Genomic DNA, 13628 nt, shown 5'->3' with positions numbered 1-13628 from the left:
TCCGCCATCGCCAACTCGCATCGAGGCTACCGAAAAATGACCCACCCACTCCGGATGTCCAAGCTTACCCTTGGTCTCGTGGCCGCACTCGCCGCCGCTCCCGCCTTCGCTCAGAGCAGCACCTCCGCCGGTGTCGGCGGCCAGGTGATGTCCGCCGCAGGCCAGCCTGTTGCCGGCGCTGAAGTCACCATCACCCACACCGAGTCGGGCACTGTTTCGCGTGCCACCACCGATGCGTCGGGTCGCTACAACGCGCGCGGCCTGCGCGTGGGTGGTCCGTACACCATCACCATCAACAAGCCCGGTGAAGGCACCAAGACCGAAGAAGGTGTCTACCTGAACCTGAACCAGGTCAACACCGTCAATGCCAACCTGGGCGGTGATCTGGCTGCGACCAACCTGGACGCGGTGAACGTTGTCGCCACTGCCGGCGGCCTGGACCTGTTCAGCGCCAACAAGATGGGCACCGGCACCAACGTGACCCGCGAAACGATGGATGCACTGCCGTCGGCCAGCCGCAACATCCAGGACTACGTCCGCCTGGATCCGCGCATCTCGCAGGTCAGCAAAGCTGACGGCGCGATCTCGGCCGGTGGCCAGAACACCCGTTACAACGCCATCCGCATCGACGGTATCAGCGCCTCGGATCCGTTCGGCCTGGGCTCCAACAACCTGCCGACCGAGCGTCAGCCGGTGTCGATGGACGCCATCCAGGAAATCAACATCGACCTGGCCAACTACGACACCACCATCGCCGGTGGTACCGGTGCGGTGATCAACGCCGTGACCAAGTCGGGCACCAATGAATTCCACGGCACCGTGTACGGTTCGTACCGCGACAAGGACATGGTCCGTTCGCGCCTGGAAGGTGACAAGCAGGACTTCAACGGCTTCGAGGACGAGAAGACCTACGGCATGACCTTCGGCGGCCCGATCGTCAAGGACAAGCTGTTCTTCTTCACCAACTATGAAAAGTACGAGCGTGCGGCTGCCGGCGTTTCCCTGAGCGACACGCCGATCGGCCGTGGCACCATCACCCAGCAGCAGATCACCGATGTCCAGAACTTCCTGGGCAAGCTGGGCTACGACCCGGGCAGCCTGTCGGCGCCGAACAGCAAGACCGAGATCGAAGAGTACGCGGTCAAGCTGGACTGGAACATCAACGAGAACCACCGTGCGGCCCTGCGCTACAACAAGATGGAGCAGAACGTCGTCCGCTTCCCGCAGGTCAGCAGCAGCGCCATCTCGCTGAGCAACTTCTGGTACCAGCAGCCGACCGAATACGAAACCTGGATGGGTGAACTGTTCAGTGACTGGTCCGAGAACTTCTCGACCGAGTTCAAGGTCTCGCACAAGGATTACTCGGCCAACCGCGTTCCGCTGGTCGACATGCCGCAGATCCGCATCAAGTCGGGCAATGACTCGCTGTACGTCGGTACCGAGCAGAACACCCACGTCAACATCGTCGAGTCGAAGGAACTGAGCGCCTTCGGTGCCGGTACCTGGTACATCGGTGATCACACCGTCAAGTTCGGTTTCGATTACTCGAAGAACGAGCTGATGAACTTCTACGGCCGCAATCTCAACGGCGTGTACGAGTTCAACAGCGTCAACGACTTCCTGGCAGGCAAGGCGTCGCGCTACCAGCTGCGTGCGCCGCGCGCTGATGGCAGCCGCAGCGACATCCCGGCCGACTTCACCCTGAAGAACACCGGTGTGTTCATCCAGGACACCTGGGCGATCAACTACAACCTGAACCTGATGTTCGGCGTGCGCATCGACATGCCTGACTTCAGCACCCAGCGTCTGTACAACCCGCGCATCGAGCAGCTGTACGGCTTCAACAACACCAAGCTGGTGGACAAGAACCTGGTGCAGCCGCGCGTCGGCTTCAACTACACCTTCGACAGCGAGCGCCCGACCCAGCTGCGCGGTGGCGTGGGCCTGTTCGGTGGCGCTGCCCCGAACGTGTGGCTGGCAGGTGCCTACCAGAACACCGGCCTGAACTACATCGAGTACGACGAGCGCAGCATCCCGGCCGGTGCTTTCACCCCGGATGGCAAGAACCCGTACATCCCGGCCGGTGGCCCGGCTTCGGCCCGTCAGAACGTCGACATCATCGCGCCGGGCACCCGCCTGCCGTCGGTGTGGAAGGCCAACCTGGCGTTCGACCATGAGCTGCCGTGGTACGGCATCGTGGCGTCGGCCGAAGTGCTGTTCACCAAGGTCAAGGACGGCATCTACTTCGACCGTCTGGACGTGTCGGCTCCGACCGCCACCGGTCAGGACGGCCGTGCGATCTACTGGAATGCTGCGGGCCAGAACCAGGCCAATACCCGTATCGACAAGGGTGTCGACTACGGCATCTCCACCGGCACCAAGAATGCGGTCGACCGTGCCAACCGTCCGTCCGACATCGGCGATGTGCTGGTTCTGCGCAACACCGACAAGGGCCGCGGCACCCAGGCTACCTTCTCGCTGGCCAAGCCGCTGACCGAGAACTGGGGCTGGTCGCTGGGTTACACCTACACCAAGTCGACCGAAGTCAGCCCGCTGTCCAGCTCGCAGAACACCTCGAACTGGAACAACACGCTGATCTTCAATGCCAACGAGAACGTCGCCTACAATTCGCGCTACGCGATGAAGGACCGTATCACCGGCACCCTGGAGTGGAAGCACAACTTCTTCGGTGACAACGCCACCCGCGTCGGCCTGTTCTACGAAGGCCGTTCGGGCCGTCCGTACAGCTACATCTTCTACAACGATGCCAACGGCGACGGTGCGACCACCAACGACCTGTTCTACGTGCCGAAGGGCCCGGGCGACGTGAAGTTCACCGGCGGCGCCACGATGGAGAAGGCGTTCTTCGACTGGCTGGCGCAGAACCCGGAGCTCGATGCCTACCGTGGCAGCGTGGTCCCGGCCAACTCGCACCGCGCCTCGTGGGTCAACAGCTTCGACGTCCGCGTCAGCCAGGAATTCCCGGGCTTCATGAAGGGTCACAAGGGTGAAGTTGCCCTGGACATCATGAATGTCGGCAACCTGCTGAACAAGAAGTGGGGCCTGATCGACGACTACGGCTTCTACTCGACCCGTCGCGTTGCCAACTACGCGGGTATCGATCCGGCCACCGGCAAGTACGTGTACTCGTTCACGGGTTCGACCGACAACGCGCAGGTGCAGGAAAACAACAACGACAAGGGCAACACCGCAGTGTCGCGCTGGTCGATGCAGCTGACCCTGAAGTACAAGTTCTGATCCGTCAGAACCTGAAGCAGTAAGTGAAAACGGCCGGGGAAACCCGGCCGTTTTCCTTTCATGCGAAAGTCCTTGCAGGTCCCCCGGCATCGGCGTAGCATCCGGAAATGTGCGCGGTGCCAATGCCGCCGATGCGGTCCCGGAAAGGCGAACGCGGGAAGCACACATCCAACGGTCGGGCTTCCCGGCCGTTTTGCTTTTTAAGGGGGCGGCAGTACAGTCGGAAACCTTGAAGGAAGCAAAAAATTGGACATGACCACGAACGAAAAATCAGCCCGTGCACTGCCGGTGCAGGATGCGCGGATCTACCCGCGCGGTGGGCTGGATGTGCTGTCGCGGGCCGAAGTGGCCCGCCTGCGCGATGCCTCCGCCGGCGGCATGCATGAACTGCTGCGCCGCTGCGCGCTGGCGGTGCTGACCAGCGGCAGCGCATCTGACGATCCGCGTGCGGCGCGCGATCTGTATCCCGATTTCGACATCCAGGTGGCGCAGCAGGATCGCGGCGTGCGCATCGACCTGGTCAACGCACCGGCGATGGCCTTCGTCGATGGCGAGATCATCCGCGGTGTCGCCGAACTGCTGTTCGCAGTGGTGCGCGACCTGGCCTACATGGCCATCGAGATGGGCCCGGCCTACGCGGCCGAGCTGGAATCGTCCGAAGGCATCACCAACGCGGTGTTCGGCCTGCTGCGCAATGCGCGCATCCTCAACCCGGGCGACCCGAACCTGGTGGTGTGCTGGGGCGGCCACTCGATCTCGCGCGACGAATACCTGTACACCAAGCAGGTGGGCTATGAACTGGGCCTGCGCGGCCTGGACATCTGCACCGGCTGCGGCCCGGGTGCAATGAAGGGCCCGATGAAGGGTGCCACCATCGCCCATGCCAAGCAGCGCCGTACCGTGACGCGCTACATCGGCCTGACCGAGCCGGGCATCATCGCCGCCGAGTCGCCGAACCCGATCGTCAACCACCTGGTGATCATGCCGGACATCGAGAAGCGCCTTGAGGCCTTCGTCCGCATCGGTCACGGCATCATCGTGTTCGCCGGTGGCGTCGGTACCGCCGAGGAAATCCTGTACCTGCTCGGCATCCTGCTGCGCGAGGAAAACAAGGACCTGCCGTTCCCGCTGATCCTGACCGGCCCGACGGTGGCAGCGCCGTACTTCGAGCAGATCGACCGCTTCATCCGCCTGACCCTGGGTGATGAGGCTGCCGAGCGCTACGAGATCATCATCGGTGACCCGGTGGCGGTGGCCAAGAAGATGGCCAACGGCATCAAGCGCGTGCGCGAACACCGCCTGGCGCAGAAGGACTCGTTCTTCTTCAACTGGTCGATCGAGATTCCGTGGGAGTACCAGCAGCCGTTCGTGCCGACCCACGAAGCGATGGCCGCGCTGGACCTGCACCACGGGCGTGCACCGCATGCGCTGGCGGCCGACCTGCGCCGGGCGTTCTCGGGCATCGTGGCCGGCAACGTGAAGGAAGACGGCATGCGCCGCATCGAGCAGTTCGGGCCGTTCCAGATCCATGGCGACACCGACATGATGCAGGCCCTGGACGCGCTGCTGCGCGCCTTCGTCGAGCAGCGCCGCATGAAGATCTCCGGCGAATACCAGCCCTGCTACCAGGTGCTGGCCTGAGCCTGCGCCGGCGCGATGGGGATCGCGCCGGCACGGGCAGGGGAGGGCGGGTCGTCAAGCCTTTGACGCCCGTCGCCCCGGATTGACCGTTCATCCTGCCGCCGCTTGCCGGTGGCGGGGCGATGGCCCATCGTGGCCACCAACACGCTGGGGAGCGTCCAATGTCTTTGCGCCGGCAAAACGGCTTCACGCTGGTTGAGTTGATGGTCACGGTTGCCGTGCTGGCGATCCTGAGCACCATCGCCTATCCCAGCTTCCAGAGTACGATCCGCTCAAATCGTGTGGCCACGACGACCAACGAACTGATCGCGTCGCTGGCGCTTGCCCGTTCCGAGGCGATAAAAAACACGCGTGGTGGGGCTGTATGCGCATCCACAGCGGGCAAAGAGTGTGATGGCAGCAGCTGGGCCGACGGCTGGATGGTCTGGGAGGATCGCAACGGCAACGGGGCGCTTGATTCCGGTGAGAACGTGCTGCGCTACAGCGAAGGTCGCCCGACCATGAAGTCCGCAACCGAAGCGTTGACCATCGGCTTCGATGGCCGTGGCCGCAATCGCGCCAACGCGGAAGTCGATGTGACACTGCGCCCTGAAAAGTGTGGCGAGCAGCCCCTGCAGCGAACGCTGCGCATATCGCCTACGGGACAGGTGCGGCTGTTGAAGGAGAGTTGCTCATGAGAAAGATCGGCTTCCAACCGCACCGTGCGGCGCAGGGAGGTTTCACCCTGATCGAGGTCATGATCGCGATCCTGGTGATGGGTATCGGCCTGCTGGGCTTCGCGCTGCTGCAGACGATGAATGTACGGTTCGTGCAGAGCGCGAACTATCGCACCCAGGCCACCAACCTGGGGTACGAACTGCTTGATCAGATCCGTGCCAACCGGATCAACGCGCTCAGCTATGCCGGTACCTATGCTGCAACCACCGGCAAGGGGGACTGCGCGCCGTCCATCGGCAAGGATATCGGCAAGGATGACTTCACCCGCGACTGGCGCTGTCGCCTCGGCCGCGCACTGGGTGACTCGGCGTCCGGAACGGTGACTGTCAATGACGGCCGGGTACGGGTATCGGTCAGCTGGGGCGATGAGCGTTGGAATCCCGATTCGAAGGCTGACACCACCTTTGCTGCCGAGAGCCTGCTGTGATGACCAGAATGCGCTCCCGCCAAACGATGAGTGGCCTGTCGTTGATCGAGCTGATGATCGCCCTGACCATCGGCCTGATCATCATGCTGGGCGTGGTCCAGGTGTTCGCCGCTTCACGCACGGCCTACCAGCTGTCTGAAGGGCTTGCGCGGGTCCAAGAGAACAGTCGTTTCGCGATGGACTCCCTGCAACGCGAACTGCGCATGGCGGGGCACTTCGGTTGCGTGAACGATCAGGCGCATGATCCGCAGGGCACCTTGGCAACCACCTTTGCTGCGGGAGGACACCCCGCGCTGGACTTCGCGCGGTCGATTCAGGGCTACGAAGCAACGAATACCAAGCCGGGCGACGCAGTGACGTTGGCGGCAACTCCGTCAACGGGGGGCACCAAGTACTCCCCGGCGTTGCCGAGTGAGTTCGCCGCGGCCATCAAGAACCGGGTCGATGGCAGCGATATCGTCGCTCTGCGCTATCTGGTGCCGACCGGTGTGCCGGTCACCGCGGTAGCCGGAACGGTTGCCCAGCCGGTTTTCAGTTTTGATCCAAAACGTCTTGCCGTGCTTGATAGCGGAGTTACCGACCCGGGGCTGTTCGGTGTGGCCGACTGCATTTCCGCCACGGTCTTCCAAGCTCGTGCGATCGACGCAAAGGCCGGTACCGTGACAGTGGGCACTGCACCCAACAACGACGTGGCCATCGCCCGCAACTACCAGCCCGGCCAGGCGGTGCTGTATCGCGCCGAGACGTCCATCCTGTACGTGGGCTACGACGCTACGACCAAGCAATCGTCGCTGTATCGCCTTCGATTCACCGCCAAGCCCGGTGCTGCCCTGGTCGCGGGACCAGCAGAGGCGCTGGTCGAGGGCGTGGAGAACATGCAATTGCTGTATGGCCAGGATCACGGTCTGAGCACGGTGTCGCCGACCGGCTACATTGATCGCCAGGGTACCGCGACCGATGTTCAGGCCTCCATCGTGCCGGCCTCGCGTGGCTGGCAGCGCGTGGGCACGGTGCAACTGGGGCTGGTGGTGTCCAGTCCAGACCCGGCCGCATCTGTCCAGGCCAGTTCAAGCACGCCGCTGACCGCGCTCGGCGTGACCTACACCGCGCCTTCTGACGGCCGCATGCGCGCCGCCTACCAGAGCACGATCGCTCTGCGCAATCGCCTGTATGGCAACTGAGGCCACCATGCGTACCCATCCCGCCCGCCGCCATTCTCTGCATTCACCGCGTTCCCAGCGCGGCGCGGTGCTGTACGTCGTGCTGATCATGCTGGTGCTGATGGCCCTGCTGGGCATCGCCGGCATGCAGGTCACAAGCATGCAGGAACGGATGGCTGCCAACTATCTGCGCAGCAACGTTGCCTTCCAGAATGCTGAGGCCGACGCCCGGCAGACCGAGAAATCCATCGAGAAGGCGCTGGCTGACGGGGGCATCTTCAAGGCCAGCCAGGAGGAATGCAGTCCCTCCTACGATCCGCAGACCTGGGCCGATGGTCTCAGCGAGACCAAGTCCACTTATACGCGTCGCATCGACAAGTGCTTTGCAGCGTCCAGCCGGCGCACCGGCGGCCGACAGAACGAAGAAACCGGGAACATCTATCAGGTCACGGCGCTTGCCAGTGACGATCCCTCCAATGCGTCCGCCAGTGCGGTCATCGATACGATCTTCATCCCATGAACAGCGAGCGCCGTTTCCTTCGACTTCGTTCCTCCACCTGGCTGCGGGCCGGTGTGGGTATTGCTGCGCTTGCCGGCCTTGCCGCGTTGATCATTCCTCTGCAGGCCGCGCTTGGTGACTACGACATCGCGCAGGAGCCGCTGTACAGCAAGCAGAGCCAGCCGCCATTGATGATGATGGTGATGTCGCGTGACGAGCAGCTGTTCAACAAGGCCTACAGCGATTACAGCGACCTGGACGGGGACGGGGTGCTGGACACCACCTACCAGGACAAGTTCGATTACTCAGGCTACTTCGATTACAACCTCTGTTACTCGTACAACAGCGGTGTCTTCAAGGCCAGTGCAGAGGCAAAGGGCGCCAACAAGCACAGCTGCAGCGGCGCGTGGTCGGGCAACTTCCTCAACTGGGTGACGATGAGTCGCCTGGATGTGATGCGCTACGTGCTGTACGGCGGCCAGCGCTTCACCGATACGAAGGAAAAGACGGTGTTGGAACGGGCGCCGATCCCCAGCGATCTGCATGCGTGGGTCAAGGTCTACAGTGGATCGAATCTTCGCGAGTTCGCCAACCTTGCTGGAAGCGGGACAACCTTCAGCTTCTGCAGTGTGACCCGTTCTGCAACCGGGGCGCCGCTGATGCGCGTGGCCGAAGGTGCACTGGGCGAGTGGGCCTCGACGGCCAGCAACCAGTGCGATACCGGACGTGCCAGCACCGCCGATGGCTACGCGGACATTCCCCGCTCGGCCACGGACTACACCGTGCGCGTGGAGGTGTGTGATGCCAGCTCAACGGTGCGTGAGAGTTTCTGCCGCAAATACAACGATGGCATCACCGACCGTTTCAAGCCGGCCGGGCTGCTGCAGACCTACGGTGAGAGCGGGCGACTGCGCTTTGGGCTCGTGACGGGAACCTACGCCAACCCGCGGGATGGCGGTGTCCTGCGGCGGAACATCGGCAAGATCGCGGGCAACGGTACGAAGTTCTGCGGTGTGGGTGATGAAATCGACCTGTCTACGGGGCAGTTCTGCTACCTGAACCTGACGGGAAGCGCCAAAGCCGACGATGAGGGCGTGATCAATGCGATTTCAAGCTTCCGTCTGGACAACTGGAACTGGTCCAACAACTGGAATGACTGCAACACCTACGGCATCCTCAACCGCCAGGACCAGAAGGGAAATGGCAATCTGACCGATCCGGGAACCGGAGGCCAGAAGTGCAGTGCCTGGGGCAATCCGTTGGCGGAAATGTATGCGGAGGCGCTGCGCTACATCACTGCGGGTTCCAAGGTCTATAGTGACAGCGGAGATCTCAGCGGCCTGCCAACCAATATCAGCTGGAAGGATCCCTACCGCCTGCCCGCAGAAGGTGGCAACTCTTATTGTGCGACCTGCAACATCCTGGTGCTGTCTTCGGGCCTGCCGTCCTTCGACAGTGACAACGTCGGTTCCGTGACCGGCCTTGCGTCTGCGGTGTCCGCGACCGATGCAGTCGGCACGGCCGAAGGAATCGCTGGCAAGAGCTACATGATCGGTCGCGTGGGTGATACGCCGCGCTACACCTCACTTGATACCCACAGCGATATCTGCCAAGGGCAGACAATCAGCGGCCTCAGCAAGGCGCGTGGTATCTGCCCCGACATTCCTTCGATGGAAGGCAGCTTCCTGATGGCGGGACTGGCCAAGGCCGCAGCTGAGACCGATCTGCGTCCCAACGTGCAGAACAAACCAAGCACGTACAAGGTCACTGCCACCACCTATGCCGTTGCCATGGCGGAGAACCTCCCGCAGTTCGAGATCGCGGTGGGCAACAGCAAGATCGGATTGGCCCCACTCTGCCAGGCCAACAACACCCCAGGCGCAACGGCAGCGAGCACGGGCTGGCGCAGCTGTTTCCTGGGTTCGGTCGGCATTGGCACCAAGCAGGCCAACGACACTGGCGGGAAGCTGGTCTATGGCCGTCCCTACCGGACAGATGCGAAGTCCGGCAGCTTCTCGCTGGTGTGGGAAGACTCGCTGTGGGGCAATGACCATGACAACGACGTCGTTGCCATGCTGAGCTACTGCGTGGGCGCCGCGTGCAACGATACCGGCACCTTCAACAACATCTGCTGGCGTGCTGATGCGAAAGTGAGCAACAGTGCCGCGGGCAATACGCGACTGTGCGACTACACAACTGCAAACAAAGGGGTGGATTGGATTGGCACGACTTTGGCCGGCAAGGTCGAGGAGGATGAAGTGCTCATCCGGATCGAGAACCTGTCGGCGTACGCTGGCAACGCAATGCTGACGGGCTACACGATCACAGGCTCAAATGCCTCCAGCACCGTGCAGCGTCTGGCACTGCGTCCGGGCAACAGCAATGGCTCCGTGCTGACCAGCACAAACAACTTCCCGAGCAACTGGCAGAGGCCGGTAGTCATCAAGTACAAGGCCTCTACCACTGCGGCGGGCCAGTTGCAGAGCCCGCTGTGGTATGCCGCCAAGTACGGTGTCCCGGCCGGTAAGAAGTGGGACAGCAAGAAGCCAGGGGTGCCGGATAACTACTTCCTGGCACGCAATCCGACCAAACTGAAGGAGGCGCTGGAGGCGATCTTCAACAGCGCAGCGGAAGGTGATGCGCCGGTCGGTGGCAGCGGCAGTGGCGCGCGCATTTCGACCAACTCGTTCACCGTATCGTCCCACTACAGCGTGCCCTCTGGCACTGTGGACTGGACCGGTGATGTCATTGCCACCCAGGTCGATGGCCAGGGTGCGGATGGAGCCGTGCTGTGGAAGGCGTCCAGCAGCATCGGCAGTGCCACGCGCCGCATCTACATGGCAACGTCCCCGACCAAGACCGCGTCCGATGGCACGGTGACCCCGGTCAATGCGAACGAGTTCCTGGCCACCAATCTGCCGGGCAACGATGAGCGGGCGAAGCTGTCGGCATTGGGATTCAGTGACTCGATTCCTGCATGGTTCGCGAATCAGACCTCGACCACCCTGGTCAACTATCTGCGCGGCGCGGCGGTGAGCGGACTCCGTTCGCGTACTTCGCCGTTGGGTGACATCGTCAATTCCACCACCGAGATCGTCTCCAAAACGGATGACTTCGGCTATGCAGGCTGGGCGAGGCAGTCGACAGTCAAGTGGAAGGCGACGCTGGGCACGTCTTATGACACCTTCCTGAAAGCGAAGCGCGCGACCTCGGGGCCGCCGACGATGATCTATGTTGGCGCCAATGACGGGATGGTGCATGGTTTCAACGGTTCGAATGGAGCATCCGGAGGTACCGAAGAACTGGCCTTCATTCCGTCAGCTGCCATGCAGCACATTGCCGAGCTGGCCAATCCCAAGTATGGGCATCGCTACTACGTGGATGGCCCACTGACGTCGTCCGACGTCTACTACGGGGATGCCTGGAACACGGTGCTGGTGGGCACCACGGGTGGTGGTGGCTCCAGCAAGGCGCCCAATGCGACGAGCGTAGGCAATGGCTCCGTGTTCGCGCTGAATGTCAGCGATCCGACCGCGTTCGGTGCATCGAGTGTGTTGTGGGAAGTCTCGGGGAAGACAGAGTCGGATCTCGGGTTCGTGCTGGGCAAGCCGGCTGTGGTGGCGGTAAAGGGCGCCGATGCCAACGCTGCGCCGCGCTTCGTTGCGATCTTCGGCAATGGCGTCAACTCCACCAGCGGCAAGGCAGCGCTGTTCGTGGTTGATATCCAGACCGGCAAGGTACTCAAGCGGCTTTCGCCGGTAGGTGCCAAGTACGCCGCACGCAATGGCCTGATCAACATCGCCACGGTGGCGTTGAAGAACAATGACGGCATCACCGACACTGTGTATGGCGGTGACATGCAGGGCAATATCTGGAAGTTCGATCTTTCCAGCACCGATCCGACCGATTGGAACATTGCCCTGTCTGGAACGCCGCTGTTCACCGCTACGCGCAACAACAGCCCGCAGCCGATCATGAGCGGCATCGAGATCAGCACGGGTCCGGGCGGCGGTATCAGTCTGTTCTTCGGTACCGGCCAGTATTTCGCCGCCGATGACAATGCGGTCAGCAGCACCTCGCCAGTGCAGTCGCTGTATGGCATCTGGGATAACCTCGCCAGTGCGGTTGGCACGCGCGACAATCTGGTACAGCAGGTGATCACTACCGGCACATCGGCCAGCGGCTATCAATTGCGTGATGTCACCCGCAATGCGGTGAACTACGGTTCGGCCCGCGGCTGGTATGTGGACCTGCAGGCCGGATCGGCAGTCGAAGGCGAACGCTTCGTCGGCAACCCCCGTGTGCAGAACGGCATCGTGTTCTTCACGTCCTATGTGCCAGGTACCGCCATCTGCGGCAGCGGCGGTGGCGTGAACTGGCTGTACGGTCTGAATCTGCTGACCGGTGGTGGCCAGATGTCCGGCTTGAGCCCAACCATCGGCGGAGAAGCGCTGTGCACCGGCAACTGCGGTGGTGTCGCCCTGACCAAGAAGGGTGATCTCAGCCAAGGGCCGCCAGTGAAGGACACCAACATCTTTGTGCCCAAGCTTACGCCCTGCAAACCTGGCGACACCGGGTGCACGGTCGACAAGATGCTGCAGGCCAGCCAGTGTACGTTCGTGCTGCGTGCGGCCGGCGCCGATCCGCTTTACATGCCACGGCCCTGTGGGCGGCAATCGTGGCGGCAGATCCGTTGATGAATCCGATATCGAGGTTGCCCATGCATGTGTACAGCAGGCGTCGAACCGCCACCGGCTTCACCCTGATCGAGCTGATGATCACTGTGGCCGTGGTCGCCATTCTTGCTGCAATCGCGTTGCCTTCGTACCAGGCCTATGTGCGCAAGGCCAATCGTGCCCAGGCCAAGGCCGATCTGGTCGAGCTGGCGCAGATGCTGGAGCGGCGGCATACCGTGGAGAACACCTATGCGGGCATGACGCTGCCGTTCTCGCAATCGCCGCGGGACGGTACCGCCAGATACACGCTTTCCTACGTGGGAACGCCGAATGGCACCTCCTTTACCCTCCAGGCGGCACCGACCGAGATCCAGAAGAAGGACGACTGCGGCACACTGACCCTGGACCAGGCCGGACGAAAGACGCCGAATGCCAGCAAGGGGCCCGGATGCTGGTGAAGGGCGGGCCGTTTCGCCACATTGCATAAAAGGCTTGCACTCCCCGGCGAACGCTGGCTAAAATGCGCACCCCGCCCGAATAGCTCAGCCGGTTAGAGCACTTGACTGTTAATCAGGGGGTCGTTGGTTCGAGTCCAACTTCGGGCGCCAGATTCGAAAAAGCCGCGAGAGATCGCGGCTTTTTTCGTTTTCACGATGGCGTCGCAGGTTTCAGCAGGCGGTGGGCCTTTGCGGGCGCTGGCTCCTGACCCGTCCCGGGACGCTGATGATGACGCGGCTGTGCTCCTGCCCGTCCACGCACAGTGCGATGGACTGGTTGGTGCCGGCATTGCGGCCGTCGGGCCGGAACCGCACGTCGGGCCGATGATCGCTGGTACGCAGGTCGACATGACGCTGGCGTGTCCTGTGCACGCGCAGTTCCCTTCCGGCGCCGGTTGCGCTGTTGGCCGGTTCGACCTGTACCCGCCAGCCCTGGCGCCATGCCTGGTCGCAGGTCATGCCATCCGACGAGCCACAGACCGTCACGCGGCGGCGTTCGGTGATGGCGGCACTGCGTGCCATCGACAGGCTGGTCACCAGTTCGGCGCGCAGCGTTTCCGCCTGGAAGTGCCGCAACATGCGTTGCCAAGGGCCCCACGCCAACGCCAGCAGGACCGCCAACACCATGACGGCGATCAGGAACTCGATCAGATGGAGCCCGCGGTGGAGGCGGGCAGGGCGATGGCGAAGGGACATGCCTACAGCCTCGCCGTACGCCGGGGCATTCACCATCAGGCACCGCCGCGCTCGCCT

9 protein-coding genes and 1 tRNA gene are annotated in these 13628 nt (G+C 62.7%); 9 read left to right on the top strand and 1 reads right to left on the bottom strand.

Going from position 1 to position 13628, the window contains the following annotated elements; translation table 11 throughout:
* The first annotated feature begins 36 nt into the window (after nucleotides 1-36).
* The 9 genes from HLA98_RS01055 (at nucleotide 37) to HLA98_RS01015 (ending at nucleotide 12986) form a co-directional block, all read left to right on the top strand.
* Nucleotides 37-3258 carry a TonB-dependent receptor gene (locus HLA98_RS01055; protein ID WP_049446486.1) on the top strand — a complete coding sequence of 1074 codons (3222 nt, stop codon included), beginning with the start codon at nucleotides 37-39 and terminating at the stop codon, nucleotides 3256-3258.
* A gap of 252 nt (nucleotides 3259-3510) precedes the next feature.
* Nucleotides 3511-4899 carry a nucleotide 5'-monophosphate nucleosidase PpnN gene (ppnN, locus tag HLA98_RS01050; protein ID WP_049446487.1) on the top strand — a complete coding sequence of 463 codons (1389 nt, stop codon included), beginning with the start codon at nucleotides 3511-3513 and terminating at the stop codon, nucleotides 4897-4899.
* A 161-nt stretch (nucleotides 4900-5060) separates the two neighbouring features.
* Complete coding sequence (locus HLA98_RS01045) at nucleotides 5061-5576, top strand: GspH/FimT family pseudopilin (protein WP_049446489.1); 516 nt, start codon at nucleotides 5061-5063, stop codon at nucleotides 5574-5576.
* Complete coding sequence (gene pilV, locus HLA98_RS01040; protein ID WP_049446490.1) at nucleotides 5573-6043, top strand: type IV pilus modification protein PilV; 471 nt, start codon at nucleotides 5573-5575, stop codon at nucleotides 6041-6043. The genes HLA98_RS01045 and pilV overlap by 4 nt, the downstream gene beginning before the upstream one ends.
* Entirely contained in the window at nucleotides 6043-7224 is a 1182-nt protein-coding gene (locus HLA98_RS01035; RefSeq protein ID WP_049446492.1) for a PilW family protein, read from the top strand. Before pilV ends, HLA98_RS01035 begins: the two co-directional genes overlap by 1 nt.
* Nucleotides 7214-7723 carry a pilus assembly PilX family protein gene (locus tag HLA98_RS01030; RefSeq protein ID WP_307741273.1) on the top strand — a complete coding sequence of 170 codons (510 nt, stop codon included), beginning with the start codon at nucleotides 7214-7216 and terminating at the stop codon, nucleotides 7721-7723. The genes HLA98_RS01035 and HLA98_RS01030 overlap by 11 nt, the downstream gene beginning before the upstream one ends.
* A complete protein-coding gene (locus HLA98_RS01025) occupies nucleotides 7720-12399 on the top strand; it encodes a pilus assembly protein (RefSeq protein ID WP_080392866.1) in 4680 nt (1559 codons plus the stop codon). The genes HLA98_RS01030 and HLA98_RS01025 overlap by 4 nt, the downstream gene beginning before the upstream one ends.
* Before the next feature lie 23 nt (nucleotides 12400-12422).
* The gene (locus HLA98_RS01020) at nucleotides 12423-12836 is read left to right on the top strand and encodes a type IV pilin protein (RefSeq protein WP_049446493.1); all 414 of its coding nucleotides are present in this window, start codon (nucleotides 12423-12425) and stop codon (nucleotides 12834-12836) included.
* Between the two features lie 73 nt (nucleotides 12837-12909).
* Nucleotides 12910-12986, top strand: a tRNA-Asn gene (locus HLA98_RS01015).
* Between the two features lie 60 nt (nucleotides 12987-13046).
* On the opposite strand, the gene HLA98_RS01010 is transcribed toward HLA98_RS01015, so the two are convergent.
* The gene (locus HLA98_RS01010) at nucleotides 13047-13607 is read right to left on the bottom strand and encodes a GspH/FimT family pseudopilin (protein WP_232015563.1); all 561 of its coding nucleotides are present in this window, start codon (nucleotides 13605-13607) and stop codon (nucleotides 13047-13049) included.
* Between the last annotated feature and the right edge of the window lie 21 nt (nucleotides 13608-13628).

It is taken from the genome of Stenotrophomonas africana, assembly GCF_013004645.1.
Taxonomy (GTDB): domain Bacteria; phylum Pseudomonadota; class Gammaproteobacteria; order Xanthomonadales; family Xanthomonadaceae; genus Stenotrophomonas; species Stenotrophomonas africana.
The sequence above is the reverse complement of the archived record's forward strand: the minus strand, read 5'-3'. Positions and strand labels throughout refer to the sequence as shown.